This is a genomic window from Thermaerobacter subterraneus DSM 13965 (genome assembly GCF_000183545.2).
In the GTDB taxonomy this organism is placed as follows: Bacteria; Bacillota; Sulfobacillia; order Thermaerobacterales; family Thermaerobacteraceae; genus Thermaerobacter; species Thermaerobacter subterraneus.
This window is the reverse complement of the sequence record NZ_JH976535.1, coordinates 1660446-1687014: the sequence shown is the minus strand read 5'-3', so window position 1 is coordinate 1687014 and position 26569 is coordinate 1660446. Positions and strand designations below refer to the sequence as shown.

22 protein-coding genes are annotated in these 26569 nt (G+C 73.2%); 16 read left to right on the top strand and 6 right to left on the bottom strand.

The genetic code is table 11. The annotated features are described in order from the left end of the window. The first annotated feature begins 215 nt into the window (after positions 1-215). On the top strand, positions 216-1085 hold the full coding sequence (locus THESUDRAFT_RS06985; RefSeq protein WP_242823267.1) for a tyrosine-protein phosphatase: 870 nt from the start codon (positions 216-218) through the stop codon (positions 1083-1085). Positions 1086-1128: 43 nt separating this feature from the next. Continuing rightward, positions 1129-1545 carry an EVE domain-containing protein gene (locus THESUDRAFT_RS06980; protein ID WP_006904055.1) on the top strand — a complete coding sequence of 139 codons (417 nt, stop codon included), beginning with the start codon at positions 1129-1131 and terminating at the stop codon, positions 1543-1545. Between the two features lie 267 nt (positions 1546-1812). Here THESUDRAFT_RS06980 and THESUDRAFT_RS06975 read toward each other — a convergent pair whose 3' ends face one another. After that, positions 1813-2799: a 4-hydroxy-3-methylbut-2-enyl diphosphate reductase gene (locus tag THESUDRAFT_RS06975; protein WP_006904054.1), complete on the bottom strand. Its 987-nt coding sequence runs from the start codon at positions 2797-2799 to the stop codon at positions 1813-1815. 436 nt (positions 2800-3235) lie between these two features. Between THESUDRAFT_RS06975 and THESUDRAFT_RS06970 the strand changes: the two genes are divergently transcribed. The 6 genes from THESUDRAFT_RS06970 to THESUDRAFT_RS15020 all read left to right on the top strand — a co-directional run bounded on the left by THESUDRAFT_RS06970 (position 3236) and on the right by THESUDRAFT_RS15020 (position 10003). Beyond that, positions 3236-4588, top strand: a complete 1353-nt coding sequence (locus tag THESUDRAFT_RS06970) for a quaternary amine ABC transporter ATP-binding protein (RefSeq protein ID WP_006904053.1) — start codon at positions 3236-3238, stop codon at positions 4586-4588. After that, the gene (locus THESUDRAFT_RS06965; protein WP_006904052.1) at positions 4572-5462 is read left to right on the top strand and encodes an ABC transporter permease; all 891 of its coding nucleotides are present in this window, start codon (positions 4572-4574) and stop codon (positions 5460-5462) included. The genes THESUDRAFT_RS06970 and THESUDRAFT_RS06965 overlap by 17 nt, the downstream gene beginning before the upstream one ends. Before the next feature lie 178 nt (positions 5463-5640). Beyond that, a complete protein-coding gene (locus tag THESUDRAFT_RS06960) occupies positions 5641-6561 on the top strand; it encodes a glycine betaine ABC transporter substrate-binding protein (RefSeq protein WP_006904051.1) in 921 nt (306 codons plus the stop codon). A 270-nt stretch (positions 6562-6831) separates the two neighbouring features. Further along, a complete protein-coding gene (gene hemH, locus THESUDRAFT_RS06955) occupies positions 6832-7884 on the top strand; it encodes a ferrochelatase (protein ID WP_006904050.1) in 1053 nt (350 codons plus the stop codon). Positions 7885-7888: 4 nt separating this feature from the next. Next, positions 7889-9712 carry a protoporphyrinogen oxidase gene (gene hemG, locus THESUDRAFT_RS12295; RefSeq protein WP_006904049.1) on the top strand — a complete coding sequence of 608 codons (1824 nt, stop codon included), beginning with the start codon at positions 7889-7891 and terminating at the stop codon, positions 9710-9712. A 159-nt stretch (positions 9713-9871) separates the two neighbouring features. Continuing rightward, positions 9872-10003: a hypothetical protein gene (locus tag THESUDRAFT_RS15020; RefSeq protein WP_278199613.1), complete on the top strand. Its 132-nt coding sequence runs from the start codon at positions 9872-9874 to the stop codon at positions 10001-10003. Between the two features lie 36 nt (positions 10004-10039). On the opposite strand, the gene THESUDRAFT_RS13430 is transcribed toward THESUDRAFT_RS15020, so the two are convergent. From THESUDRAFT_RS13430 to THESUDRAFT_RS06930, 3 genes are all read right to left on the bottom strand, one after another. Continuing rightward, a complete protein-coding gene (locus THESUDRAFT_RS13430; protein ID WP_006904047.1) occupies positions 10040-10633 on the bottom strand; it encodes a hypothetical protein in 594 nt (197 codons plus the stop codon). Between the two features lie 208 nt (positions 10634-10841). Beyond that, positions 10842-12230: a PQQ-dependent sugar dehydrogenase gene (locus tag THESUDRAFT_RS06935; protein WP_006904046.1), complete on the bottom strand. Its 1389-nt coding sequence runs from the start codon at positions 12228-12230 to the stop codon at positions 10842-10844. 346 nt (positions 12231-12576) lie between these two features. Then, a complete protein-coding gene (locus THESUDRAFT_RS06930) occupies positions 12577-13158 on the bottom strand; it encodes a Fur family transcriptional regulator (protein WP_006904045.1) in 582 nt (193 codons plus the stop codon). A 444-nt stretch (positions 13159-13602) separates the two neighbouring features. Here THESUDRAFT_RS06930 and THESUDRAFT_RS06925 point away from each other — a divergent pair, with 444 nt between their 5' ends. The 4 genes from THESUDRAFT_RS06925 (at position 13603) to THESUDRAFT_RS06910 (ending at position 18099) form a co-directional block, all read left to right on the top strand. Further along, positions 13603-14214: a DoxX family protein gene (locus tag THESUDRAFT_RS06925; protein WP_006904044.1), complete on the top strand. Its 612-nt coding sequence runs from the start codon at positions 13603-13605 to the stop codon at positions 14212-14214. Positions 14215-14612: 398 nt separating this feature from the next. Further along, positions 14613-15287, top strand: a complete 675-nt coding sequence (locus THESUDRAFT_RS06920) for a response regulator transcription factor (RefSeq protein WP_040826363.1) — start codon at positions 14613-14615, stop codon at positions 15285-15287. Between the two features lie 24 nt (positions 15288-15311). Next, a complete protein-coding gene (locus THESUDRAFT_RS06915) occupies positions 15312-16712 on the top strand; it encodes a sensor histidine kinase (RefSeq protein ID WP_006904042.1) in 1401 nt (466 codons plus the stop codon). A gap of 226 nt (positions 16713-16938) precedes the next feature. Then, on the top strand, positions 16939-18099 hold the full coding sequence (locus THESUDRAFT_RS06910) for an NAD(P)/FAD-dependent oxidoreductase (RefSeq protein ID WP_006904041.1): 1161 nt from the start codon (positions 16939-16941) through the stop codon (positions 18097-18099). Positions 18100-18373: 274 nt separating this feature from the next. Here the strand turns inward: THESUDRAFT_RS06910 and THESUDRAFT_RS06905 are convergent, their stop codons facing one another. Continuing rightward, positions 18374-19807, bottom strand: coding sequence for an FMN-binding glutamate synthase family protein (locus THESUDRAFT_RS06905; protein ID WP_006904040.1), 1434 nt, complete (start codon positions 19805-19807; stop codon positions 18374-18376). 731 nt (positions 19808-20538) lie between these two features. Between THESUDRAFT_RS06905 and THESUDRAFT_RS06900 the strand changes: the two genes are divergently transcribed. Further along, positions 20539-21225 carry a hypothetical protein gene (locus THESUDRAFT_RS06900; RefSeq protein WP_006904039.1) on the top strand — a complete coding sequence of 229 codons (687 nt, stop codon included), beginning with the start codon at positions 20539-20541 and terminating at the stop codon, positions 21223-21225. 574 nt (positions 21226-21799) lie between these two features. Continuing rightward, the gene (nth, locus tag THESUDRAFT_RS06895; RefSeq protein WP_006904037.1) at positions 21800-22576 is read left to right on the top strand and encodes an endonuclease III; all 777 of its coding nucleotides are present in this window, start codon (positions 21800-21802) and stop codon (positions 22574-22576) included. Positions 22577-22817: 241 nt separating this feature from the next. Here the strand turns inward: nth and THESUDRAFT_RS06890 are convergent, their stop codons facing one another. Then, the gene (locus THESUDRAFT_RS06890; RefSeq protein ID WP_040826360.1) at positions 22818-23684 is read right to left on the bottom strand and encodes a transcriptional regulator; all 867 of its coding nucleotides are present in this window, start codon (positions 23682-23684) and stop codon (positions 22818-22820) included. A gap of 452 nt (positions 23685-24136) precedes the next feature. Here THESUDRAFT_RS06890 and THESUDRAFT_RS06885 point away from each other — a divergent pair, with 452 nt between their 5' ends. Together THESUDRAFT_RS06885 and THESUDRAFT_RS06880 are read left to right on the top strand one after the other, a co-directional pair. Then, positions 24137-25132 carry a hemerythrin domain-containing protein gene (locus tag THESUDRAFT_RS06885; RefSeq protein WP_006904035.1) on the top strand — a complete coding sequence of 332 codons (996 nt, stop codon included), beginning with the start codon at positions 24137-24139 and terminating at the stop codon, positions 25130-25132. 257 nt (positions 25133-25389) lie between these two features. After that, the gene (locus THESUDRAFT_RS06880; RefSeq protein ID WP_006904034.1) at positions 25390-26550 is read left to right on the top strand and encodes a tripartite tricarboxylate transporter substrate binding protein; all 1161 of its coding nucleotides are present in this window, start codon (positions 25390-25392) and stop codon (positions 26548-26550) included. Positions 26551-26569 lie beyond the last annotated feature (19 nt).

The following is a 26569-nucleotide window of genomic DNA, read 5'->3' as shown; positions in this document are numbered from 1 at the left end:
CGCAGGCGGTGCGCCGGCGCCGCCCTCGCCTGGCGGGCCGGGCGGCCGGGCCGCCCTCACCAGGCGAGCCCGGCGGACGGGGCCGCATAAGGGGCGGCCGAGGCTTCACGGCCACGGCCTCCGCCCCGGGGCCGGAGGCGGATGCGGGGCCGGAGGCGGATGACAGGGTCCTGGCGGCCCGGCCGTGCGACGGCAGGTTCGACGGACGGAGGGACATGGTGAAACCGGAAGGGATCGAGCCGAACCGGTCCCAGGGACAAGCCGTGCCGGGGCTCGAGCCCCGGGTGGCGCCGGCCCCCGGTGCCGGCGAGGCGCCCTGGGGCCGGGTCGACGTGCACAGCCACCTCCTGCCGGGGCTCGACGACGGCGCCGCGGACTGGGACGAGTCCCTGGCCCTGGCCCGGGAGGCGGTGGCCGACGGCACTGCGGAGATCATCGTGACGCCCCATATCTACCCCGAGGTCTACGACAACCGGCCGGACACCATCTACGCCTTGGCCGGGGAACTCCAGCGCCGGCTGGACGGCGCGGCCATCCCGTTGCGGGTGCGGCCGGGAAGCGAGGTCTTTCTCCTGCCGGACACCGCCCTGCGCTGGCGCCGGGGCGGGGTGGTGCCCCTGGGCGGCGAGGGACCTTACGTGCTGGTGGAGTGGAACCTGATGGCGGTGCCACCCTACGCCGAGGGGGTGCTGTTCGACCTCCAGGCCGCGGGGGCGGTGCCGGTGATCGCCCACCCGGAGCGGTACCTGCCGGTGCAGCGGCGCCCCGAGTGGCTGGTGCCCCTGGTGGAGCGGGGGGTGTGGCTGCAGATCACGGCCTCCAGCCTGCTGCGCCCGCGCCGGGATCCTGCCCGCAAGGTGGCCGAGTGGCTGGTGCGCCGGGGGATGGTGCACCTCATCGGCTCCGACGCCCACGGTGCCCGGCGGCCGCCCCGCCTGGCCGAGGCCTACCGGGTGCTGGAGCGGCTGCCCGGCGGCGCCGAAACCCTGGCGGTGGTCGAACAGGCCACCGCGGCCCTGCGGGCCGGCGAGCGCACCGGCCTGCCGCGGCCCGCGGCGCGGAGGCGGCGGCGATTCTGGCTCTGATGGCGCTGCTTACGGCATTCAACCCAAGGAGGGCCAGCCGGTCATGGCTTACTGGCTTCTCAAGACCGAGCCTTCGGTCTACAGCTACGCCGATCTGGAGCAGGCGGGGACGGACTACTGGGACGGGGTGCGGAACAACCTGGCCCAGAAGTACATGAAGCAGATGCAACCCGGCGACCTGGTCCTGATCTACCACACGGGCAGTGAAAAGCAGGCGGTGGGGGTGGCCGAGGTGGTGCGCGGCGCCTACCCGGACCCGACGGACCCCACCGGGCGGTGGGTGGCGGTGGACGTGAAGGCGCGCCTGCGCCTGCCGCGGCCGGTGACCCTGGTGGAGATCAAGGCCGACCCGGCCTTCAAGGACTGGGAGCTGGTGCGCAACGCCCGGCTGTCAGCCATGCCGGTGCCCGAGCCCCTCTGGGAGCGCATCATGCGCATGGCGGGGCTGGGAACGGTGTAGAGTACGGCCACAGCCCTTCTCCCAGGGCCAGCTCCCGGCCGCCAGCCATGCGCCTGCAACCCACCTCCGGGCGGGCCCACCATAGAGTGGCCAAGAGAGCGGCCAAGGAGCAGAAGGGAGGGGAATTTCAAACCCCGCGCCGGCAGCCTACCGCCTGCCCACCCCCTCGGGGCAGGGGCGGCCGCCGGCGCTGGTGCCACTGCGGCCACTGCAGCAGTAGCGCAGTCGGACTTCGCCGGTGCGACCGGTTCAACACGCGGGGGCCAATCAGCCGGCGTGTCCGGGCACTGCGGATTCTGGCACCCCGGCCCGCGGCGCCGTGCCGGCGCCCGGAGCCCGTCCCTCCGAAGAGGCCGGTTCGCCGGAGGCCGGTTCGTCCGGCTCGTAGGCTTCCAGCCACTCGATCACCTTGCGGGTGATCTGGCTCGGCGTGGACGAACCGGCGGTCACGCCGACGCGCCGCGCGCCCCTGAGCCAGGCGGGGTCGATCTGCTCCACGCTGTCGACCAGGTATGCCGGCCGGCGGGCGATCTCCCGTACCACCTGGACCAGGCGGTTGGAGTTGTTGCTCCGCCGGTCGCCCACCACGATGACCACGTCGGCTTCCCGCGCCTGGCGTACCGCCGCTTCCTGCCGCAGCTGGGTGGCCAGGCAGATCTCGTTGTGCACCTCGGCGTGGGGGTAGCGCTTCAGCACCTCGCGGATCAGGGCCTCGGTGTCCCACTTGCTCAGGGTGGTCTGGGTCACCACGGCCACCTTGGGCGTGCTGGCGGGGTCGAGGGGCAGGGTGTCCAGGTCGTCGGCCGTCTCGATCAGGTGGACGTGGCCCGGTGCCTCGCCTATGGCGCCCTCGGGCTCGGGGTGGCCCTTCTTGCCGATGTAGATGATCTCGAACCCCTTGGCCACGCGGTCCTTGATCAGCTCGTGGGTCCGGGTCACATCCGGGCAGGTGGCGTCGATCCAGGTCAGCCCCTTTTCGATGGCCCGGCGGCGCACCTGGGGGGAGATGCCGTGGGCGGTGAAGATCACCGTGCCGCCATCGACCTTCTCCAGCAGGGAGAGCCGGTCCTCGCCGTCCAGGGTGTGAATGCCTTCCCGCGCCAGCTCTTCGACCACGTGATGGTTGTGGACGATCATGCCGAGGATGTAGATCGGCCGGGGGAGGGTGGGGTCGGTCGCTGCCCGGCGGGCCAGGGCGATGGCGTCCACCACGCCGTAGCAGTAGCCGCGGGGCGAGATCTTGATGACTTCCACGGTGCTGGCCTCCTCTGGAGCCGGCCGGCGCCCGGCGCCCTGGCGGGGACAGGGTGCCGCCGGCCTTTTGACACCCGTCCCTCACCGGGGATCGGCGGGCCCGCCCGGCATCCGCTTCCGCCCCCAGTATAGAGGAACGAACCGGCAGCCGATAGGCGATCCGGAGTGAATGGTCGATCCAGACTGGAAAGCACGCCGCGTGGGGCCATTAGCGACGCCGGGCTGACATAATATGGAGCGGAAAAACCGCTTTGCCTTGAATTGAACGAAAAATTGTGATATCAACAAGAAGGATGCAGTTCCCAAATTAGCGGCTGCTGGCTAACAACCGGACCGGCTCCCGCGACAGGCCGGTTTTTTGTTTCCCTCGCGCAGCCCGCATCGGGTCCCCGCTTGACGGGAAGCTGTTGAGCGTGAAAGGGAGGTGAGGACGCGCGTGGCTCGTCTCGTCGTCGACGACGTTTACAAGATTTTTGGCCCGCGGCCCCGGGAGGCGCTGGAGCTGGCCCGCGCCGGCCGATCCAAGGACGAGATCCTGAAGCGCTCCGGCCACACCCTGGCCGTGGCCGGCGCCAGCCTGACGGTCGAGGCCGGTGAGATCTTCGTCATCATGGGCCTCTCGGGCAGCGGCAAGTCCACCCTGCTGCGGTGTCTCAACCGCCTGGTGGAACCTACCGCCGGCCGCATCCTTCTCGACGGCCAGGACATCACCGGCCTGGGCCCGCGGGAGCTCCTGCAGGTACGCCGCCAGCGCTTCGCCATGGTCTTCCAGCACTTCGCCCTGCTGCCCCACCGCACCGTGTTGGGCAACGTGGAATACGGTCTGGAGATCCGCGGCGTCGATCCGGCCCAGCGGCGCCGGCGCGCCCTGGAGGCCCTCGAGACGGTGGGCCTTGCCCAGTGGGCGTCCAGCTACCCCGGGGAGCTTTCCGGCGGCATGCAGCAGCGCGTGGGCCTGGCCCGCGCCCTGGCCACCGACGCGGACATCCTGCTGATGGACGAGGCCTTCAGCGCCCTGGATCCCCTGATCCGGCGGGAGATGCAGGATGAGCTGCTGCAGCTGCAGGCCGAGCTTCACCGCACCATCATCTTCATCACCCATGACCTGAGCGAGGCGCTGAAGCTGGGCGACCGCATCGCCATCATGCGCGACGGCCGGATCGTCCAGGTGGACACGCCGGAGGGCATCCTGGCCCGGCCGGCCGACGACTACGTGGCGTCCTTCACGGAGGACGTGGACCGCAGCAAGGTCTTCACCGCGCGGAACGTCATGCGGCGCCCGGAGACGGTGCGGGAAACCGACGGCCCCCGGGTGGCCCTGCGCAAGATGGAAGAGCTGCAGCTTTCCTCGGTGTTCGTGGTCGACCGCGAGCGCCGGTTGCGGGGCCTGGTGACCGCCGACGACGCCCTGGCGGCGGCGCGGCGGGGCGACCGGACCCTGGCGGGGGTGGTCCGCCCGGAGGTGCCCACCTGCCAGCCCGACACCACCCTGCACGAGCTGATCCCCACCATTGCCCGGAGCCCCTGGCCCGTGGCCGTGACGGACGATCGTGGCCGCCTGGTGGGGCTGGTGGCCCGGGTCCAGGTCCTGGCCGGGATGGCCGGCCACGTACGGGTGGAGGACCGCGGGACCGGTGACGGGGCCGCGGCCGGCGGCGCTCCCGAGGATCCGGGCCGCCCGGTCCCGGCCCCCGGCCCCGCGGCTGCGGCCGGTCAGAACCGGACCGGCCCGCCGGATGCGGAAGCGGCGGTGGAAGGAGGTGAGCTGTCCGTTGCCGGGGATGGTTGAGATCGACATTCCCCTGGGAGAAGGAGCCGAAGCGCTGATCTACTGGTTGCTCCGGGCCTTCGACCCCCTCTGGGACGGCCTGGCGGCCGGCGTGTCCGCTCTCGTCGAGGCCGTTACGGCGCTCTTGCTGGCGGGCCCGGCGCTGGCCGTGATGGCCGTCCTGGTGGCGCTGGCCTGGTGGTTGCGGGGCCGGGGATTCGGGCTCTTCGCGGCGGCCGCGTTCGTCCTGGTCTGGGCCATGGGCGAGTGGGAACCGGCCATGCAGACCCTGGCCCTGGTGCTGGCGGCGACGGTGATCGCGGTGGGCGTCGGCATCCCCCTGGGGATCGCCGCCAGCCGGTCGGCCATGCTGCGGGCCGTGCTGCGGCCGGTGCTGGACCTGATGCAGACCCTGCCGGCTTTCGTCCACCTGCTGCCGGCGGTGCTGTTCTTCGGCGCGGGGGTGGTGCCGGGGCTGCTGGCCACGGTGGTCTTCGCGGTGCCGCCGGCCATCCGGCTGACCGACCTGGGCATCCGCCAGGTGCCCGCCGATGTGGTCGAAGCCGGCCGCGCCTTCGGTTCGACCCCCAACCAGATCCTGCGCAAGATCCAGCTGCCGCTGGCCCTGCCCACCATCATGGCGGGCGTCAACCAGGTGATCATGCTGGCGCTGTCCATGGTGGTCATCGCCGGCATGGCCGGCGCGCCCGGCCTGGGCGCCGAGGTGGTCCGCGGCCTGACCGCCCTGGACATCCCGCTGGGGGTTGAGTCGGGCCTTGCGGTGGTGTTGCTGGCAGTATACCTGGACCGGGTGACCGAGGGCCTGGCCGGCCGGGTCTCCCGGCGGCGCCCCCGCTCCCGGGAAGGGACGGGCGGCGCGGCCCAGGCGGCGTGACGGCCCAGGCGGGGTGATGGGTCGGGCCTGGTGGAACCCACCAGGCAAGGGCGCAGCCAGGTCGCCGCAGGACGGATACCGGGCCTGGGCCGGTGGGCGCGGCCCCGCACCGGAAGTGAATCGGGAATGAAGCGAACCAGGAATCTCATGCGGAGGAATACCATACGGAGGTGAAGGCATGGGCAAGGGAGCGGCCCGCGGGCGAGGACTGCACAAGGTGGTGGCGGTGCTCGCCACCCTGTCGGCGCTGGTGCTGGCGGCATGCGGCGGCGCCGGAGGGACGGGCGCAGGGAACGGCAACAGCAGTGGGGACAAGGGGTCCATCGAGATCGGCTACATCCCATGGGACGAGGACATCGCCGTCTCCTACCTGTGGAAGCAGCTGCTGGAGGAAGAAGGTTACCGGGTGACCCTGACGCAGGTGGAGGTGGCGCCGCTCTTCGCGGCGGTGGCCAACGGCAGCATCGACCTGTTCATGGACGTGTGGATGCCGTCGACCCACGGCCAGTACATGGACCGGTTCGGGGACCAGGTGGAGGTCCTGGGCACCTGGTACGACCAGGCGGACCTGGGGCTGGCCGTGCCGGACTACGTGGAGGCGCGGAGCATCGAAGACCTGAAGCAGTATGCCGACCGCTTCGGCAAGCGCATCGTCGGCATCGAGGCGGGCGCCGGCCTGATGCGGGTGACCCGGGAGAGCGCCATCCCGGGTTACGGGCTCGACGACTGGGAGCTGGTGCAGAGCAGCACGCCGACCATGCTGGCCGAGCTGGACCGGGCGATCCAGAACCGGGAGTGGATCGTCGTCACCCTGTGGCGGCCCCACTGGGCCTTTGCGAAGTATGACATCCGCTACCTGGAGGACCCCAAGGGCCTGATGAACCCCACGGGGGCCGAGGAGATCCAGACGATCGCCCGCCAGGGGTTCAGCGAGGACTTTGCCGAAGTGGCGGAGTGGCTTGGCCGCTTCAAGCTGACCGGGGAGCAGCTGGCGGAGCTTGAGGCCGCCATCCAGGACCACGGCGCGGACCAGCCGGAAAAGGGCGTGCAGGCCTGGCTGGAGGAAAACCGCGACGTCGTGGAGGCGTGGCTCAAGTAAGGCTAGGGCGGAGGAGCGCCAGAAGAACCGTGACGCCCGGTGGGCCGAGGCCGTGCCCACGGGTGGCGCCGGGATCTTCAGCACGATGCTGGCCCCTTCAGGGCGGCGGCGGGGTCTTCCCGCCGCTCGCTCGTTGTTCCGTCCTTTGGCGCCTTTTCCGTCCGTCGACGCCGGACTGACGCCAGACGCCCCGGCTGCGGGTCCCGGTTGCGCACCCGAGGCAAGCCCCCTGCCGGTTATGCTAACGTGGCCTGGGAGGCGGGAACAGACATGGACCAAAACCTCAGCCAGAAGCCCAGCCATTCCGACCCGGGGCAGGGCGCGCCGGCGGCCGGCCCTGGACGGAAGGACCTGGTGGCCTTGCTGGTCATGGCCTACGGCACACCCCAGAGCCTGGACCAGGTCGAACCCTACTACACCCACATCCGGCACGGGCGGCCGCCTACGCCCGAGCTCCTGCAGGAGCTGATCGACCGCTACAAGGCCATCGGCGGCAAGTCGCCCCTGCACGAGATCACGGAAGAACAGGCACGCCAGGTGGCGGCGGTGGTGGCCGAGCGCCTGGGGCGGCCCGTGGAGCCCTTTGTCGGCTACCTGCACATCGCGCCCTTCATCGCCGAGGCGGTGGAACGCCTGGTGGCGGCCCGGCCCCAGGAGGCCGTGGGGCTGGTGCTGGCGCCCCAGTATTCCGCGGCCAGCGTGGCCCTGTATCACCGGGCCGCCCAGGAGGCCCTGGCCCGGCATCCCGGGGCGCCGGCGGTCCATTTCATCGACCACTTCCACAGCCATCCAGGGTTCATCGCCGCCCTGGCCCGACGGGTCGAGCGGGCCCTGGCGGAGCTGCCCGCGGGCTTGCGGGAGGGTGCCGTGGTCATCTTCACCGCCCACAGCATCCCCCAGCCGGTGGTGGACCGCGGCGACCCGTACCCGCGCCACGTGGAGGAGACGGCGGCCAAGGTGGCGGCGGCGGCGGGCCTGTCCCGCTGGCGCGTGGCGTATCAGAGCGCGGGCCGGACGGCCGATCCCTGGCTGGGACCGGACGTGACCGAGGTGATCCGCCGGCTGCCCGGCGAGGGCGCGCGGGCGGTGGTGGTCTGCCCCGCGGGGTTCGTGGCCGACCACCTGGAGGTTTTGTATGACCTGGACATCGAGGCGCGGCAGGTGGCGGAGGAAGTGGGGCTGGCCTTTGCCCGCACGCCCTCCCTCAATGCCGACGCCGACTTCATCGAGGTCCTGGCGGACCTGGTGCTTGACCGTCTCGGGGCGACCCGGCACGAGGCGGCCGCCTCGGGCGCCCGGCCCGAGGACCCCCAGGTGGGATGAGCCCATGGCGCGTCCGGTTCCTGCGGGTGTCGCCGCGCCGCGGGTGGCGGTGGTAGGGGGCGGCATCGCCGGTCTGGCGGCCGCCCTTCGCCTGCTGGAGCTGGCCCGCGGGCACGGTGTGGCCCTGGAGGTCGTCCTGATCGAAGCGGGGGAGCGCCTGGGGGGCAAGGTGCAGACGGAGCGCGCGGGTTCCTTTGTGATCGAGCAGGGGCCCGATTCTCTGGTAGCCTCCAAGCCCCACGGCATTCAGTTGGCCCGGCGCCTGGGCCTGGGAGAAGACCTGGTGGGCCCCGGCCCGGCGGCGGGGCGGACCTTCATCGTCCGGGAGGGGCGGCTCCAGCCCATGCCCGAGGGGTTTGCCCTGGGCGTGCCCGTGGGGGCCCGGGCCTTGTGGGCCTCACCGCTCTTCAGCTTGTCGGGCAAGTTGCGCGCCAGCCTGGAACCGCTGATCCCGCCGCGGCGCGACGGGGCCGACGAATCGGTGGCGGCGTTCCTCCGGCGCCGGTTGGGCCGCCAGGTGACGGAACGCCTGGCGGCGCCGCTACTGGCGGGGATCGCCAGCGGCGATCCCGAAAGGCTCAGCATTCGGGCCACGTTCCCGCAGCTGGTGCAGCTTGAACGGGAGTTCGGCAGCCTGGTGCGGGGCATGGCGCGCCAGCGCCGGGCGCGGGCGGCGGCGGCGCGACCCGCGGCTGCGGAGGCCGGTTCGGCCACCGGGACGCCCGCAGCGGCCGCGGCGGCGGGGGCGCAGGCCCGCCCGGCCGGGGGCGGTCCGGGCTCGGCGGGCGCCCAGGCCCAGGCCTGGACGGACGATTCCCAGCAGGGACCGGAGCCCGCGCCGGAATGGGGGCATGCACCGGCGCCGGAGCGCGGCCCCGCACCGGGACCGGGGCGCGGCCAGGCGCCGGACCCAGGGCGCGGGCGGGCGCCCGGACCCAGTCGGGGACCGGGGGGAAGATCCCCCTTCGTCACGCTGCGCGGGGGGCTCGGCCGGCTGCCGCAGGCAGCGGCACGGCGCATTGAGGAACTGGGCGGCCGCATCGTCACCGGTGCCCCCGTGGTCGCCCTCGAACCGGTGTTCACCCGTCCCGACCTGGGGACCGGCTCCGGGACCGCCGCGCCAAGCGGCACGGCGGAGGGCACCTGGGGCGACCGGGGCCGGGGAGGCCGGGCGCCCGGCTATCGCCTCACGGTGCGGGACGGCGGCGCCGAAACGGTCGACGCCGTGGTGCTGGCGGTGCCGGCCTGGCAGGCAGCATCGTTGCTCGAGCCTTTTCTGGCGGACGTGGCCGAGCAGCTGGCGGCCATTCCCTACAAGCCGACGGCGGTGGTGGCCCTGGCCTATCCGGAAGAGCGGGCCGGTCTGTTGGAGGGCAGCGGCTTCATCGTGCCCCCGGAAGAACGGCGGTTCATCACCGCCTGCACCTGGGTCTCCAGCAAGTGGCCCGGCACGGCGCCGCCGGGCATGGCCTTGCTGCGCGCCTTTGCCGGGCGGCCGGGCGAGGATCCGCTGGTTCTTCCCGACGACGAGCTGGTGGCCCGGGTCCGGGTGGACCTGGCGGAACTGGCGGGGGTGGATGGGGAGCCGGAGCTGGTGAGGGTGTACCGGTGGCCCCGGGCCATGCCCCAGTACGAGGTGGGCCACCTGGACCGGATGGCGGCGGTCCGGGCCGGACTGCAGGAACACCCGCGGCTGGCCCTGGCGGGGGCAGGCTACTTCGGCGTCGGGGTACCCGATTGCATCCGCCAGGGCGAGGCCGCTGCCGAAGCCGTCTGGGCCGCCCTGGGCGGTGCGGCGGGCGCATCGCGGGCGGTGCAGGCCCGGTAGTCCGGCTCACAAGGGGATGGGTGACCGCCTCCGGAGGAAGCGGTTCGGGAACGGCGCCGCGCCCGGGGTGTGTGCCGGTACTTTGGCAAGACATTCAAGGACCCTGATGCCCCGGCCCTTGAGAAGCCGGGAGAGGAGCCCGGCACGGCGACGAAAGGGGTGATCTACCGGGCTCGGATGGGGGCGTTCAAGGCGAAGAACGCCAAGACGCTGGAGGAGAAGGCCCGTAAGGCGGGCTTCGAGGTCTGGATCCACGAGGTCAACGTTGAGCAAGGGAGGCGTTTGCTATGAAGACTCTGGGGCGTCCGGGGCAAAGCACTGTTACCATTACTTGGGCGGTCGGATGGAGGCAACCAACAAGTGACGACTGGTCTCCATATCAGACGATGTCACGCCGAATTGGATCTTCCAACCGTCTATGAGATATTCGCCACGGCACAGGTGGTCAAGCAAAGGTTGGAGAGGCGTGCCGGCCTCGGTTTCTGTCACGCAATGGGGCGTAAGTGTCCACCCACGGCCTGGGTATCCTGGTTGCCAAGCGTTTAATAGGAACAGCCACTGTTGCTCCGGGTTGACGTAGATCGCACGTGTCACCTGGCCGTTCGTTATGGCCTTTGCAAGGCGGAATCCTGAGGGAACTGATACATACTTCAGAAACCCTATTTCTTTTTCCTTAACATCGACTTCTTCCCAAGTGGTCGGAGATGAAGCAAAGAACTGCACCACCTCTTTGATCCACTCGGCCTGCGTCCCAACGACTTGGGTTCCATCCGGGAAGATGTAAACCTGATCCTTTTCGTCCTCGACAATCTGCACGTCCTCTGTGTCCTGCGCCTGGGGGCCGCAGCCGGCGACCAGGAAGACCGCGACGGCCGTGATCACACCCGTCAGTGCGAAAGGGAGTCGCCGAACCCGGTTCATCGCGTCGCCCCCTAAATCTGGCGTAGCATGGCAAGTTTACCACGGCTTCCTGTTCTGCCGCTGGCCTGCCCGTTACAATCATGTTACGGAATGCTCGAACGGATCGCTCAGGTTCTCGCGAAGGCTCGCTTCCGAGCGGATCTCGATCCTGCCGCCCGCTCGGGCCCGCAGGATGTCAAGGGATACCGTGACGTTCCGGGCCCCTTCCTCAATCCGAGCCGGCCTGCGGGCACAGGCGCAGGATGCGGTCGTCCAGAGGGTCCGGCTCGCCCCGCCCGTCCCGGTTGCTGGTGCCAAAGTAGAGGCAGCCGCCCGGCCCCGTCTGGACGGCCCGGATTCGGCCGAACTGGCCCTTGAAGAGGATTTCTTCTTCCACCACCCGGGTGCCCGAGGCGTCCAGGCGAAGGCGGTGCAGGTGCCGGCCCGGGCTGTCGGGCTGAAAGCCCAGGGTTCCGAAAAACAAGCTCCCGTCCCAGGCGCGGATCGGGCCGCGGTAAAAGGCCGCCCCGGCCGGCGCGATGATGGGGTCGTAGCTGCGCAGGGCAGGGGTGAAGCGCCCCCGGTGCTCGCCGGGCGCCACCGCCACGGGCCAGCCGTAGTTGGCGCCCGCCTCGATGCGGTTGACTTCATCCCAGGCGTCGGGGCCGTGCTCCACCGCGTAGAGGCGCCCCGAGGCGGGGTCGAAGGCCAGGCCCTCGGGATTGCGGTGGCCGTAGGAAAACACGGGGTTCCCGGGGCCCAGGGGGTTGTCCGGCGGAACCGAACCGTCGGGGTTGAGGCGGAGGATCTTCCCGTGCAGGCTCTCCGGGTCCTGGGCGCGCTGGGGCTGGCGGGCGTCGCCCGTGGTGACGTACAGCTTGCCGTCGGGGCCGAACTCCAGCTGGCCGCCGTCGTGAATGGCCGCAGCGGGAATCCCATCAAAAACCACCTGCCGCCCCGCCAGCCGGGGCGCCGCACCCGCCGCCCCTGAACCGCCGCCCTCTTCCACGCCGAACCGCAGGATGCGGTTGCGCAGCTGGCCGCCCCGGGTGCGGTACGTCTGGTAAACGTAGAGGTACGGCGGGTCAGGAAAGCCGGGGTGAAGGGCGATGCCCAGCAGCCCGCTCTCGCCGGTGGCCACGGTGTCCGGCAGGGTGGCCAGGGTGACCACCCGGCCGCCGTCCAGCAGGTTGATCCGCCCGGGCCGCTCGGTGAAGAAGAGCCGTCCCCGCCGGTCGAAGGCCATATCCCAGGGAACCTCAAGACCGGTCGCCACCGTCTCCAGGCGCCAGGTCGCCCCGGCCCCGGACGAACCGGCGTTCCCGCCCGGGGCGCCGCCGTCCTGCCCGCCGGCGCTGCCTGGGGCGGGCGACCGCGGGCTCTCCGGACCGGGGGCCGGTTCATCCTCCCCGGGCTGCTTCCCGTTCCCGGCGTCTTCGGGCGCGGGGCGCGGAGGGGCCGGGTCTGGGACCTCGCCGGGGAAAGGCGCCGGCCCCAGGGCTCGCCAGGCCATCACCCCGGACACCAGCAGCAAGACCAGGGCGACGGCGACGAGGCCCGCCGGTCCGGGCCGGTAAGAGCCGCCGTGGAGGTGGGCTTGTGAGCGGCGCCGTGGCATGGACAACCCTCCACCGGCTAGTTCGTTGCCCGGTGCCGGGTTCCTGGCAACGATGTGGCCTGCAGGAGGGTTCGGCATGGTGCTGCGCGGTGCGGGCGGGTGCCGGCGGCCGGCTGGGGCTGCGCCGGGCAAGGGCGGTCGGGCTGAAGGGCGGTGAACCAGGCAGGGAAAGGTCATGCAGGAAGCGCTGACGAGGGCCCGGCCGCCTGGCGCGGCACGGCCGGGCTGCGCGTGGCCTCAAGCGGTCGCGGCCGGGGTGCAGCGGAATCCAGCGGCCTCCAGCGGCCTCCGGCGGGTTCCTCCGGCGGCTTCCGGCTTACGTGGCTGCTGGCAGTTCCAACCGCTTTCAGGCGGTTTCGGGCGGCTTCCGACGAGCGGGCGCGCCGGGCCGGCCGAGGTGGCCCGCGGTGCGGGCCAGGTCGCCTTTCGCCCGCTGGCAGTCCGGGCAGAGCCCCGTAAAGACCAGGGACTGTCCCGTGACGACGAAGCCCGTCCGGGAGACGACCTCCTCTTCCAGCCGCTCCAGCTGGGGGAAGGGAAGGTCTTCCACCCGCCCGCATTGGCGGCAGTGGACGTGCACGTGCAGGTGGGGGTCGCCGTCGAAATGCTCCGCCTCGCCGGGCAACGTGACCCGGCGCGCCAGGCCGAGTTCCACCAGCAGGTCCAGGGTGCGCCGGACCGTGGCGGCGCTGGCCAGGGGCAGAACCCCGGCCAGGGCCTGGTGGACCTCTTCCACCGTGGGATGGTGGTGCCGGGCGGCGAACTCCTGCAGGCAGCGGTAGACAGCCAGGCGCTGGGGCGTCAGGCGCAGGCCCTCGTCCCGCAGCCGCCGGGCCAGCCTCGGGGCGGGGTCGGCCAGGCTCTGCTCCGGGGTGGGGTCGCCCACCGGGCCGGGCCGGTCCTGGCTGGCCCTCGATGTACCCTCCATGGCCATGCCTCCCTTCGTCCCGACTGGGTTGGGGACGAACCGGCCGGCCGGCCATGAGGCCCGTCCGGCACGGTCTCCTCCTGCATCATGCACCTGCCGGCTGATCGAACCCTGAAGAGCAGCTGAGTGCGACCTTAAGGCCCGCCAGAAGGCCCACCGGGTGGCGAACGGCCTGCTACCGGCCGCCCGGCGCCCGGGACAGCCAGGACCGCCCCTGGCGGCGCTTGAGGGTCTGGCACCCGGCTTCCCCCCGCCACGACCGGCGGAAGGCATCACGCCGGCCAGGCCCGGTGCCAGGCGCTGGGCCCTGGCGCGATGCCCGGCGCGGCGCCACCCACGGCGCGTCGCGACCCGCCCGGCCCGTTTCTCAGCCTGCCTTCAGATGCCTTTTATTTGGCTTTCAGCCTCGCCCTGCATGCTGGAGCCAGAAGGAGGCGATGGGCCATGGCGACGACGGGAGGCGCGAGCGCCATGACGCAGGCCCGGCCCGTAGAGGGCATCAAACAGCGGCACGGCGTCTTTACCGAGCCGCCCTTCGCGCGGTGGTTGTTCAGCGACACCCGCTCGGCCTGGATCTGGCTGGTGTTGCGGGTGTGGCTGGGGTGGCAGTGGCTGGAGGCCGGGTTGCAGAAGATCGGCAACCCCGCGTGGACCGGCGACAAGGCCGGTGCGGCGGTGGCAGGGTTCCTCAAGGGGGCGCTGGCCAAGACGACCGGCGAGCACCCGGACGTGCCGGGCTGGTACGCCTGGTTCATCGACCGCGTGGCGCTGCCCAATGCTCCGCTCTTCGGCCACCTGGTGGCGTACGGCGAGGTGTTGATCGGCACCGCGCTCATCCTGGGGCTCTTCACCGGCATCGCGGCCTTCGCCGGCAGCTTCATGAACGCCAACTTCCTCTTCGCCGGTACGGTGAGCAGCAACCCGGTGATGTTCATCGTGGCCACCTGGATCGTGCTGGCCTGGCGGGTGGCGGGCTGGTACGGCCTGGACCGCTGGGCGCTGCCCGCCCTGGGCACGCCGTGGCAGCCGGGAGCCGTCTTCGAGCGCAAGCACTGACCGGGACGGCAGACCGGCTCCCGGCGATGCCGGCTCGGAGGCTGCGCGGTTCGGGGTTCGCGAGCGGTTCCGGGTTCGCGGAAGGCGACCCGGGCGGCATCCAGAGCTGGGGAGGGCACGCGACGGAAGGCACGCGACGGCGCCGGCGGCAGCCGGCGCCGTCGCGCCCGGTCGAGGAGGCGATGGCCATGGCGGTATCCTCATCACCGGACGGGCCCGTACCCCCGGCGGGCGCCCAGCGCGCGGAAGCCCCCGCGCCTGCCGCCGCCGGCACCGCCAGGCGCCGGGGCGCGGGGGTGCCGGCTCTTCCCGCATTGACCGGGATCCGCCCGCCCGGCGACAATGGGAGGCGGAACCGGCCGCGGCGCCAGCGCGGCCTGCGCCCGGGGGGAGACCGCGTGGAGCGAATCCTGGTGGTTGACGATGATCCCGCCGTCACCAGCCTGCTCAAGCGGGGTCTAGCCTACGAAGGTTTTGCCGTCGATACCGCCTCGTCGGGGGAAGAGGCGCTGCGGATCGCCCGGGAGCAGCCGCCTGACCTCGTCATCCTGGACATCATGATGCCGGGCATGGATGGGCTGGAGGTCCTCCAGCGCCTACGGGCGGCGGACCCCGAACTGCCCGTCCTCTTCCTGACGGCGCGGGATGCGCCCGCCGATCAGGTGCAGGGACTGGAGGCCGGCGCCGACGACTATGTGGTCAAGCCCTTCACCTTCGAGGTGCTGGTGGCCCGGGTGCGGGCCCTCTTGCGCCGCCACCAGGCCGAGCGGCCCCAGGTGCTGCGCTTCGCCGACCTGGTGCTGGACACGGGTACCTACACGGCCCGGCGCGGCCAGCGGGAGATCCACCTGACGGCGCTGGAGTTCAAGCTTCTGCCCGAGTTCATGCTCCATCCCCGGCAGGTCCTGAACAAGGACCAGCTGCTGGAGCGGGTCTGGGGCTACGACTTCGGCGGTAACGCCAACGTCCTCGAGGTGTACGTCAAGCAGCTCCGCCAGAAGCTGGAGGCGGAGGGCGAGCCGCGGCTGATCCACACCGTGCGGGGCGTCGGCTACGTCCTGCGGGAGGGATGAGCGCTGCCCCTGCGCTGGCGCCTGGTGGTGTGGTTCGGTGCGGTGATGGCCGTGGTGGTGCTGGTGGGCTCCATGGCCAGCTACGCCTTTCACGCCCGCGCCCACTACGAGGCCATCGACCGCGCGCTGATCACCGCTGCCGCGGTCACGGCGGCCGACCCGGCCGCCTCGGCCCACCTGGGGCACCTGGCCGGCCAGCAGGGGGTGGCCCTGGCCCTGCGGCTCTACGCCCGTGACGGCCAGCTGCTGCAGCGCTCGCCCGACGACGTGGCACCCCCGGTGAACCCGCAGGCCGTCCTGGACCGGCCCGAGGGACCGGCCTACGGCTTCGTCCCGGCCCTGGCGCCGTCCATCGTGGAGGTCCCCCGGAGCACGGCAGGTGCCTTTGCCACCATCCACGACGGCCGCCAGCGCTGGCGGGTCTTCGTCCACCCGGTGGAGCGGGGGGGCGACCCCACCGGGGCCGGGCCGGGGTTCGTGGTCACCCTCTCTCCCCTGGGGGGCCTGGACGCGTCCATGGCCGACTTCCGCGTCCTGCTGACCGGCCTGGGCGCCCTGGGCCTGGTGGTGGCCGGGGTGGGCAGCTGGGCGGTGGCCGGCAGCGCCCTTCGCCCGGTGGCCCGGCTGACGGAGACCGCCCGCGCCATCGCCAGCTCCCGGGACCTGTCGCGGCGGGTCCAGGCCACCGGGCGGGACGAGCTGGCCATGCTGGCTTCCACCTTCAACCAGATGCTCGACAGCATCGAAACCGCCTACCGCCTGCAGCAGCGCTTCGTGGCCGACGCCTCCCACGAGCTGCGGGCGCCCCTGACGGCGATCCTGGGGAACCTCGACCTCTTGCGGCGCCGGCCCGGCCTGCCGCCGGAAGAACAGGCCCGGGCGCTGGAGGAAGCGCGCAGCGAGGCCGAGCGCCTGAGCCGGCTGGTGGCCGACCTGCTCTCCCTGGCCCGGGCCGACGCGGGCGTGCCCCTGGTGATCAAACCTTTCGACGTGGACGCCGTGGTCCTGGAAGCCTTTCAGGAGGCCCGGCGGCTGGCGCGGGGGCAGGAGCTGGTGCTGGATCCTCTGGAGCCCGTGCACGTGCCCGGAGACCGCGACCGGATCAAGCAGCTCTTGCTGATCCTGCTGGACAACGCCATCAAGTACACCCCCGCCGGCGGCCGGATCACCCTGGGCCTGCGGGGCGCGGGGGACGGCGGGGCCATTCTCACGGTGGCCGATACCGGCGTGGGCATCCCTCCGGCCGACCTGCCCCACGTCTTCGAGCGGTTCTACCGGGCCGACCCCGCCCGCAGCCGCGACCCCGGCGGCACGGGGCTCGGCTTGCCCATCGCCCGCTGGATCGTGGAACAGCACCAGGGCCACATCACCATCGACAGCGCCCCGGGCCGCGGCACCACGGTGACCGTCCGCCTGCCCGGCTGAGCGGCTCCGCACCCGGGAGACCACCGGAAATCAGCCCATCCTCAGGTTGCCCTCAGGTTCCTCCGCTACACTGGTTCTTCTGGAAGAACCGGCATGCCGTGCTGCTCCGGAGGGCCGGCGGGGGCAGCCGCCGTCACGGCGGGAGGCGATCCGCCCGCGGGCGGGTCGCCGGCCCTGCGGCCGGCCGGGGACGGGTGGCGGGCCGGGGACGGGAGGCAGAGGAACGGTGGGAGCGGAGAACCGGAACGGCAACGGGGACCGGCTGGCGGCGGCTCGGAACGGGGTGGTGGAAGGGACCGGGACATCCGGGGCGCCGGCGCCGTCCGCGGGGCCCGAGGCGCCCCTCTACGATGTGGCCATCATCGGGGGCGGGCCCGCGGGCCTGTTTGCGGCCTTTTATGCAGGCCTGCGCGGCATGCGGGCGGTCATCCTCGAGGCGGCAGGCCAGCTGGGCGGCCAGCCCGCCCTGGTCTATCCGGAGAAGTGGATCTACGACGTGGCGGGCTTCCCGCGGGTGCGGGCCCGGGAGCTGGCCGAGCGGCTGATCGAGCAAGGCCTGCGCTTCGGCGCCGACGTGCGGCTCAACACCCGGGTGGAGACCCTCATCCCCGAGGCGGCCGGGAGCGAGACCGGGGAGCCGGCCGGGCCGGAGCGGGCCACCGGCGGGGCCGGGCCGGAAGACCTGGTGGCTTATCGCATCGGCCTCTCGGGAGGCGGGTTCGTCCGGGCCCGGGGCGTGGTGGTGGCGGCGGGGCTCGGTGCCTTCGAGCCCAAGCGGCTGCCGGCCCGGGGGCTTGACCGCTGGGAGGGGCGCGGCCTGATGTACGGCGTCCAGCGGCTGGAAGACCTGCGGGGCAAGCGGGTGGTCATCGTGGGCGGCGGCGATGCGGCCGTCGACTGGGCGCTCATGGCCCTGGAGGTGGCGGAGTCCGTCACGCTGGTCCACCGCCGCCGCCAGTTCCGCGCCGTGGAGGAGAGCGTCCGCGCCCTCCAGGCCAGCCCGGCCCGGCTGGAACTGGATGCCGAGGTGGTGGGCGCGGGCGGCGACGAGCAGCTGGAGTGGGTGCGGGTGGCCCGCAAGGACACCGGCACCACGGTGGACCTGCCCTGCGACGTGCTGGTTCCCTGCCTGGGCTTCAAGGCGGACCTGGGCAGCCTGGCCGGCTGGGGCTTTGAGGTGCAGGGCCACGAGATCGTGACGGGCCCCGGTGGCGCCACCTCCTTGCCCAGGGTGTACGCCGTCGGCGACGTGGCCACCTATCCGGGCAAGATCAAGCTCATTGCCGTGGGTTTCGCCGAGGCGGCCATGGCCATCAGCCAGCTGAAGACCCGGCTGGACCCGGAGGCCTCGCTGCAGCCGGCCCACAGCAGCGACCTGCGGCTCTAGGCGCCCAACCGGTCACCGGTTGGGGTGGCGCAGTTGGGCGCCCACCACAATGGCTTATCAGCGCAGGGGCGCAAGGGGGCTTATCAGCGCAGGGGCGCAAGGGGGCGGCCCCGCCCGCGCGCCCGGGCGGGCCGGAAGCGACGCGGTCCGACCCGGGCGCCCGGCAGGGCGGGAAGCAGGCCGGCCATGCCCATGCGCTCCCTAGGGCCGCGAGCGGCGCGGCGATCTGCTCGGCGATGCTCTTTGCGAAATGGCGCGGGTGCCCACGGGTTCCCTAGGACCGTGAGCGGGGCGGCCGCCAGGCCGGGGGAAGCCCCAGGAGGTCGGCCGCCTCCGGCGTGCGGGCCACCAGGTCCGAGCGGTCGACGGCCCGCAGGCTGTCGCGGCCCAGGGCCCGGGCGGCCTCGGCCATCTCCAGGGTGCAGGCCTTCAGGAAGTTGGCCACCGTCCGTGCACCCTGGCCGGGGTCGAACCGGCCGGCCAGCTGGCCGCTGGCCCACGCCAGCTGGGTGATGGGCTCGAAGGGGATCGCCTTGCTGAGCTGGCCGTGGGTGGCCGCCATGATCACCGCTGTGCCCAGGTACACGGCGTCGGCGCCCAGGGCCAGGGCCTTCAAGAACTCGCCCGGCGTCCGCAGGCCGCCGCCGGCCAGCAGGCTGACCCGTTGCCGGACGCCTGCGGCCTCCAGCAGGGCGGCGGCCCGGACCAGGGCGTAGAGGGTCGGGATGCCGAAGTCGTCGGCCAGGATCGGCGGGGTTTCGCTGGTCCCGCCCTCCGAGCCGTCGATGGCGATCACGTCAACCCCCGCCTCCAGGACCCACAGGAGGTCGTGCTCCAGGTGGTGGGTGGCCACCAGCTTGATGCCCACCGGGGCCCCGCCCGTCGAGTGGCGAAGCCGGTCGACCAGTTCCCGGAAGGTCCGCAGGTTTTCGGTTTCAGGCAGGGGGGCCTCAAGCAGCAGCGACTTGTGCCCGGCCGCCCCCATGCGCCGGCGGGCCTCCTCCGGGAGTCGATCCGGGCGGACCAGGCGGCCCAGGGCGCCCCGGGCACCGTGCCCCAGCCGGATCTCCACCATGGCCGCCCGGGCCAGTTGGTCCGGGACCTGGTTCCACGGGCCTCCCGTGTACTGGAGGATTACCGGGCCCCCGGCCTCCAGGATCTCGGGCACCACGGGTCCGGATCCCGCGTTATATGCCGTTCCGGCCTGGTGGGCGCCCCGGGCCAGGGCGAGGGCCACCGCCTTGCTGACCCCGATGCCGTATCCCATGGCGCTGACCAGCAGCGGCGTCGCCAGGTGAAGGGGACGCGCCGCCCGGGGACCCAGGACGGCCGACGTGTCGACCTGCGCCCCGGGGGGCAGGGGCCGGCGGGCCAGCTGGGCCGGGTTGAAGGCGATGTCCTCCCAGCGGCTGTAGCGGCGGAGCCCGCCCAGGGGGCGTTCCAGCAGTTCGCCCTTGTCGGCCCGCAGCTCCAGTTCCAGGAGCAGCGGCGGCGGGATCCGCTGCATCCCGACGGCCAGATCCCACAGGTTCTCCCGGTAGGGGTCCTTGAGGAACCGGCGGACCACCCGGTCGGCGAGGCGGTCCAGCAGCAGGCCCCGGGCCAGCCAGAGCACGGCCGCTGCCACGCCCAGCGACACCAGCACGGCGATCATGACGATGATGAACAGCCGCCCATCCCCGGGCGAGAGGGCCGGTGCGGGGGGCATGCCATCCCTCCTTCCACCGGGTGCCGGGGGATCCAAACTTCGGGATCTTCCCTGGTCGCGGGATCCGCGAGACCCCGGGATGGCGGGATCTTAGGACCCCAGAGCCTCAAGACCTCAGGGCCTCAGGGCCCAGGGCCCCGGAAGCCTTGCCCCAACCCTGAAGCCCCGGTGCGGCGCCGCAAGGGAGGCGCCCGTTCGCCGTGGACCGTGGTTAGCTTCTCCCCTCAAGCCTTGCCACCGCGCAGGGGAAGAACGGCCGCCGGGCCGCGCGAGTCGCTGCCGCCGTGGCCAGGCGGGCCTACCGGCCCGCAGGGTGCAGGGGAGGCGGCTCGCTCCTGGCCCCTCAAGTAACGCTGCGGGTTGCCCTGCGGTTTGACCTCGCGCCGCGGGCCACGGGGCATCCCCGGGCCATGCGGCAGCGCGGGCGGCCGGTTCGTCCGGCCGGGCCCGGGGCCTGATGGTGGCTCGGCCTCAGGCCGGCCGCGAGGGCGCTGGGTTCCCGGTACAATGCCATTGAGAGGGCGCGCCAGGTACCCGGCGAGCCCGAGGAGGGACCTGCCCGGCCAGAGCCAAGCGGGCGTTGGCCCGCGCCGGGTGGCCCGCCGGCGAGACCCGGCCTGCGCGGCTGGCCCTGGCGGTCGAGGCCGCGGTTCCCGGTCACCCGCGCCGGTTGGCCCGCCGGTTCGCCAGGCGGCTCGCCAGGGCGCTCGCCGGCCCAAGGAGGGACCACCGTGACCCCAGAGCACCCGAATCCCGCTCCCGAGGTGGACGAACCCGCCCTGGCCGCAGCCCGGACCGCCCTGGCGGACCGGCGGCAGGGGATCCGCCCGCTCGGGGGCTTCGACGCCTGGCTGCACCTGCTGGCCGCCCCGGTGCCGCTTCCGCCGGGAGCCGGCGGGGCGCGGGAGGGGGCGGTGCGGGTAGCCACCGCCAGCCTCACGGCTCCCAACGACCCGGAGGATCCCCTGCCCCTGTTCTTCATCGCCCCGGCCCGGGTGGAGGCGATCCTCCGCCGGTGGCTGGAGGAGCTGGCGGCGGAGGGGGGTGGGGCCGGCCATGGGGATGGCAAGCCGGCCGGTGGCCGCGGCCTGGCGGGCCGGCGCCCCCCGGCTGGGCGGCCCGTGCCGGCGGCCGGGACCGCACTGGCGCTCGGGCCCGCACCGGAAGGCCCCCTTCAGCCGGCGGTGGGGGGCCCCCGGGGATGGCTCTTGCAGGTGGGTGCCAGCGGGATGCAGCTCCGGACCTTCGCTGAGCCCCCGGCCGGGTTCGTCCCCCGGTACCGGCTGCCCCACCGGGACGGGCCGGAACCGGTCTGGGCGCCGGGCGAGCCCCTCTGGTGCCCCCAGCCGCAGCTGGCGGCCGCCCCGGGCGAGGCGGCCCGGCGGCTGGCGGAGGCGCTGGTGGCGCAGCTGGGCTGAGCGGGACCCGGCGCAAGGGCCATCTGGGCACCCCCTGGCGGCCACCGGTGGCGTGGTGGCGGCGCCTGAACGTGCCGGCCCGGAATCTCGCGGCCCGGTTCGCCACGTCGCCGGGAGAGGTGCGAAGACGTACAACACCCGCGGGCGGGATGCAAGACCTGCCGCCGGGCGGGCCGTCCCCGAGGCCTCGGGCAACCGGCCCCCGCCTCTGGACGGGTGAGACCGGGACCGCCGCTCCAGGCGGGCCGGCCGCCGGAACCGGCCACGACGTTTCGGGTGACGGCTACCGCCGCCCGCGGCGCCATGGTAGGCTAGGCAGCGGTGAAAGCCCGTGAACCCTTCCTCTGCTTCGCCCCGCCGCTCAGGCCCGCAGGATCCGAGCGGCAGGAAAGGACGGCGCCGGCGGGACGAACCGGCCCGCCCCGTGGCGAGCCCGCGACGCCCTGCCCATGGCACGGCCGCGGCACCGGAGACGCAGGGTGGACCCGTCGGTAAAAAGGCACCGGCCCAGGCCACTGCCGGACCGGTCCGGCCGGCGACCGCCGGTGTTCGGGCCCCGGATCCGGCCCGTGCTGTGCTGGCGACCGCGCCCGAGGCCGGGCCCGAGGACGGGGATGCCGCAGCGGCCGAGGCGGGCCGCATCGCCCGGATCCGCGCCACCCTGGCCCGCATGTACCCTCAGGCGACCACGGCCCTGAACTGGAGCACGCCCTTTGAGCTCCTGGTGGCGACCATCCTCTCGGCCCAGACCACCGACGCCGCGGTCAACCAGGTGACCCCGGCCCTCTTTGCCCGTTGCCCCACCCCCGAGGCGATGCTGGAGCTCAGCGAAGACGAGCTGGGGGCCATGATCCGCACCATCGGCCTGTGGCGGAACAAGGCCCGCAACCTGCTGGCGGCCTGCCGCATCCTGGTCGAGCGGCACGGCGGCCAGGTGCCCCGGACGCGGGAAGAGCTGATGCAACTGCCCGGTGTCGGCCGCAAGACGGCCAACGTGGTGCTGAGCAACGCCTTCGGGATCCCCGCCATCGCCGTCGACACCCACGTCTTCCGGGTGGCCCGGCGGCTGGGGCTGGCCACGGGGACCACCCCCGAGCGGGTCGAGCAGGAGCTCATGGAGAAGTTTCCTGAAGCCGAGTGGTCCCGGGCCCACCACTGGCTGATCTGGCACGGGCGGCGAATCTGCCATGCTCGCAACCCGCGGTGCCAGGCTTGCGCCTTGCGGCCCGACTGCCCGGAGGGCCGGGCGCGGGCAGGGGGCGCGTCCCTGGAGGCGGCAGCGGAGGTCGAGCCCGGCCGGCGGCCGGCCGGCGAGGCGGGCGGCGCCGGCCGCCGTTCATCCCGGGAATGAGGACGGCAAAGGACGGCCGGCCCGGTCACCCCGGAGGGTGCCGGGCCGGCCGGTTCCACCCCAGGCCCGCCGCCAGCCGGCGTACGGGTCCGGCCGCCAGGCGGCGGCGCGCTGTCGGGTGACAGCTGCTGCGCTGCTGCTGGCCGGTTCTTTAGGCAACGGCCGCGGCGGCGGCGCAGGCGGGCCGGTTGCCGCGGGCCGCGGATCCTAGCGGGCCACGGCTTCTGGCGGGCCGCGGATCCTAGCGGTGGTCGTCCTGGTCCTCGCCGGCCTCGCAGACGAAGCACCTCACCCGGAAGGGCCGCTCGCCCGCTGCGCCCACGAAGCTGGTGATCCCCTCCAGATAACTGGCCAGGGTCGTGCCGGTGAACTCCCCCTCCAGGGTGAGGGCCAGCCGCGGCCGGCCTTCCCCGGCTTCGAAGGGGACGACCGGGTCGGACGGCTCCACCCCCCGCATCCGGATGGGTTCCAGGTGAACGTTGCCACCCCGGTCCTTCTTGATCCCCAGGCGGTAGCGCAGGTTGCGCACCTGCCACTGGCTCAGGCCGAACATCTCACCGATTTCCTCGTCGTTGCGGCCGTCCCGCACCAGTTCCAGCAAAGCCTGGCGTTGCTCCTGCGGGCTCAACCGGTGGAAGTCGACCCGCCCGGGAGCGGCCCCGGCCGGGCCGGGCGAGCCGGCTCCCTGGGCGCCGCCGGGCATCGAGCCGGCGGCCACCGCCGTCGCCGGGTGACCACCGGGTGCGGCGTAAGCGGGTGTACCGGTGTGGGTCACGGGTTCCTGCATGCGTCCTCCTCCTCCCGCAGCATGGAATCCTGAACCGGCAGCCGGGCGGACCCGATGGGCGTGGCGGGCTTGCGCCGTCCCTACCGTCCCCGCCTGCACCTGGGCATGGCCGGCCGGGCGTGGGCTGCCCGGTTCCTTGCCGCCCGCCGGGGGCCCCGCGGGCGGGTCCGCCGACGGGCCGGCGGCCGGTGGGGCCGCCGCCAGGGCCTGGTCGTCGAGGCGGTAATGGATGACGGGGCCCGACCGCGGCCTGCTGGGTCCGGCCTGGCCCACCAGATCGGACGGCATGATGACGCGACGCGGCCTGATCTTGCCGACCAAGCTGCTTCCTCCTTCTGGTGCCCGGGCACGTTCCAGTATGGCCTGTACGCTGGCGGCTCATACATGCCCGATACACGCCCCAGGCCGCAGCCGCGGCTCATCTTTCCGTTGCATTCCGTCAGCAGCCGGTGCCTAGCCGCCCGCGGCGGAGAGCGGGGGGTGTCGCGGCAGCTGCGGGCCGGTGGGAGCGACCAGGAAGGGACGGGCGCCGCGCTGCGGGGTGCGGGAAGAACGCAGCGGCGGGTGCGAGGCCGGCAGGCGGCAGGCCTGGCGGTGGGGACCATGGGGCCCGCCTGGGAACGCTGCGGACCGGGCGCCGGGCCGGGAGCCGGCCGGCCGCGACGACCAGCGCCCCGCGGGAGCCGCCGGCAGGGTGGCGCAAACTAGGGCCGCAGGCCATTGCAGAGGGGGCGACGACCGTGGACCAGAGGATGGAGGAGGTTGCCTCCAGGATGGGGGAGGTCGCCGGAGGCCGCCGGGACCGCCCGCAAACCGGTACGGGGATCCCCGCGGGTCCCGGCGGGGACGCAGAGACCGTCGCCGGCCCCGGGACGGGGTCCGGCACCGGCCCCGGTGGTGGGACCGGCCGGCGGGCCCTGGAGATCCTTCGTGATCAGCACCGGCGGCTGTCATCCCTGCTGGACGACCTCCGCCGTGGGGACCTGCGCGGGGACCGCCAGGCCCCCGACCCTGGCCTGGTGACCCGCTTGCTGGATGAGCTGGACGCCCACCGCCGGCTGGAACAGGAGGTGTTCTATCCCGCCCTGCGCCTCCACGGCGGCCACGACCTGGCTGGGACCCTGCAATCTCGCGTGGCGGAACACCGCCGCCTGGACGAACTGGCCCAGCGCCTGGGCAACGCCCTGGAAAGGATGCAAGGGCTGGAGGGGGAATCGCCGCCGTCCTCCGATGGCAATCCCGGCGCCGCCCGCCTGGCCATGGCGGCCGGCGGGCTGGCGACTCCCGCTCCTGCCGGGGCGGGGGGCCGGTACGCGGCGGGCGGTGGCCCCGGGGACGAAGGCACACCGGCTCCGGCAGTGCCCGCGGAGGTTCACGGGCCGTGGGCAGGGACCCAGCCCGGGGGGGATGCTGGCGCCGCAGGTGACGCCACGATGGCGGGCGTCGCAGCGGGTGGTGCGGCGGCGGCAGACGGCACAACGGGCGACGCCAGGGCGGGGGCGCCCGGGCTGCAGCGGCTGGTGGCCGAGCTGGCGGCCGCCTTCGAGCGCCACCGGCAGGCGGAGGAGGGCGAGCTCCATCCGCTGGCCGGGCAGCGACTGCACAGCCACCTGGGTGGCGTGGCGGCGGAACTGGTGCGGGGCATGGAGGAGTTCCGCTTCGACTACGACGACGTGGTCGAAGGGACCTTCCCCGCCAGCGATCCCCCCGCCACCATGGCCGCTCCGCGGGTACGAACGCCCAGGCTCTACGCCCGCAGCCGCCACTGAGCCCGCTGAGGCCCTTGGAGCATGGCCCGGTACGGGACCGCGCGCCCCTGCACTCACGTCGCCGGGCCGGAGGGCATAGAGTACGCCTAGCCCGGCGGGATGAACGCCCAGGCAATCCGGGCCGGTGACCCGATGGGCCGGCCGGCCCGCGACGGCCCTTAGGGGCTGCCCGTCGCCCAGGGGCCAGGGGCCGGCCTGCGGGCCCCGGCTGCGAACGGCACCGGACAGGTGCCCCGCCGGGCGGGGAGGAAGGCACCATGGGAAGCGGGATCCGGACACAGCCGCCCGCCTGGGGGGCCGGGCCGGCGTCCCTGGGACCGGCGCTCCCTCCGGCAGGAGAGCACCGCCGCCGGTGGCGGCGTGCGGGGTGGCGGAGGCTGGCCGGGCTGGCGGTGCTGGGCCTGATCCTGGCCCTGGCGGGCTGCAGCGCTGCCGGCGGAACGGGCGGTGCGGCCCCGGGTGGAGGAGCCGCCGCAGCCGGTTCGTCCCCGGGCGGCGGGGGCGCCGGTTCGGGCGGTGAGGCCGCGGGCGGTGCCGGAGCGGGCGGCGCCCGCGGGCCCCTTACCTATCTGGTCTGCTTCGATCCCGGCGGCCAGTCGGACATCGAGGCGCGGCGCCAGCAGCCTCACCTGGAGCGGCTGCTGGGACGCCAGGTGGCCATCGAGTACAAGGTGGGCGGCGGCGGCGCCCTGTGCTGGAGCGAGCTGGTCCGCAGCCGGACCGACGGGTCGGTGGTGGCCGGGATCAACCTGCCCCACATCATCCTGCAGCCCCTGCAGCAGCAGACGGGCTACCGCACCGAGCAGATCGAGCCCGTGGTCCTGTTCCAGTCGACCCCACTGGGTCTGGCGGTACCGGCCTCCAGCCCCTACCGGACCCTGGACGAGTTCATCGCCGCGGCCAAGGCGAACCCGGGGGCCATCACCGTGGGGGGATCGGGCACCTTCTCCGGCCACCACGTGGCCACGGTGCGGCTGGAGAAGCTGGCCGGGATCGACCTGACCTACGTGCCCTTCAGCGGGGCGGCGCCCCAGATCACGGCCTTCCTGGGCGGCCACGTGGTGGCGGTCTTCGCCAACTCCAACGACCTGGTGAGGTACCGCGACCGCATCCGCGTGCTGGGCATCGCGGCGGACGAGCGGTTTCCCGGGCTGCCCGGTGCACCCACCTTCAGGGAGCAGGGCATCGACCTGGTGGAGCGCATCGACCGGGGCGTGGGGGTGCCGGCGGGAACGCCGCCCCAGGTGATCGCCGAGCTGGAGAAGGCGTTCTTGACCATCGCCCGCGACCCCGCCATCCGGGCCCAGATGGAGGAGCAGGGTTTCGTGCCGCTGGCCATGGGCCACGCCGAGAGCAAGGCGTACATCGAACAGGTGACCGCGACGTACAAGGCGCTGGTCCAGGATCTTCAGCAGTGAGCAAGGTGATCTCCAGCAC

What these genes read in the sequence shown, in the direction of transcription:
- THESUDRAFT_RS06985 (WP_242823267.1), top strand. Translation starts at nt 216, where the DNA reads ATGGTGAAACCGGAAGGGATCGAGCCGAACCGGTCCCAGGGACAAGCC.
- THESUDRAFT_RS06980 (WP_006904055.1), top strand. Translation starts at nt 1,129, where the DNA reads ATGGCTTACTGGCTTCTCAAGACCGAGCCTTCGGTCTACAGCTACGCC.
- THESUDRAFT_RS06960 (WP_006904051.1), top strand. Translation starts at nt 5,641, where the DNA reads ATGGGCAAGGGAGCGGCCCGCGGGCGAGGACTGCACAAGGTGGTGGCG.
- hemH (WP_006904050.1), top strand. Translation starts at nt 6,832, where the DNA reads ATGGACCAAAACCTCAGCCAGAAGCCCAGCCATTCCGACCCGGGGCAG.
- hemG (WP_006904049.1), top strand. Translation starts at nt 7,889, where the DNA reads ATGGCGCGTCCGGTTCCTGCGGGTGTCGCCGCGCCGCGGGTGGCGGTG.
- THESUDRAFT_RS13430 (WP_006904047.1), bottom strand. Translation starts at nt 10,633, where the DNA reads ATGAACCGGGTTCGGCGACTCCCTTTCGCACTGACGGGTGTGATCACG.
- THESUDRAFT_RS06935 (WP_006904046.1), bottom strand. Translation starts at nt 12,230, where the DNA reads ATGCCACGGCGCCGCTCACAAGCCCACCTCCACGGCGGCTCTTACCGG.
- THESUDRAFT_RS06930 (WP_006904045.1), bottom strand. Translation starts at nt 13,158, where the DNA reads ATGGAGGGTACATCGAGGGCCAGCCAGGACCGGCCCGGCCCGGTGGGC.
- THESUDRAFT_RS06925 (WP_006904044.1), top strand. Translation starts at nt 13,603, where the DNA reads ATGGCGACGACGGGAGGCGCGAGCGCCATGACGCAGGCCCGGCCCGTA.
- THESUDRAFT_RS06905 (WP_006904040.1), bottom strand. Translation starts at nt 19,807, where the DNA reads ATGCCCCCCGCACCGGCCCTCTCGCCCGGGGATGGGCGGCTGTTCATC.
- THESUDRAFT_RS06885 (WP_006904035.1), top strand. Translation starts at nt 24,137, where the DNA reads ATGGGGGAGGTCGCCGGAGGCCGCCGGGACCGCCCGCAAACCGGTACG.
- THESUDRAFT_RS06880 (WP_006904034.1), top strand. Translation starts at nt 25,390, where the DNA reads ATGGGAAGCGGGATCCGGACACAGCCGCCCGCCTGGGGGGCCGGGCCG.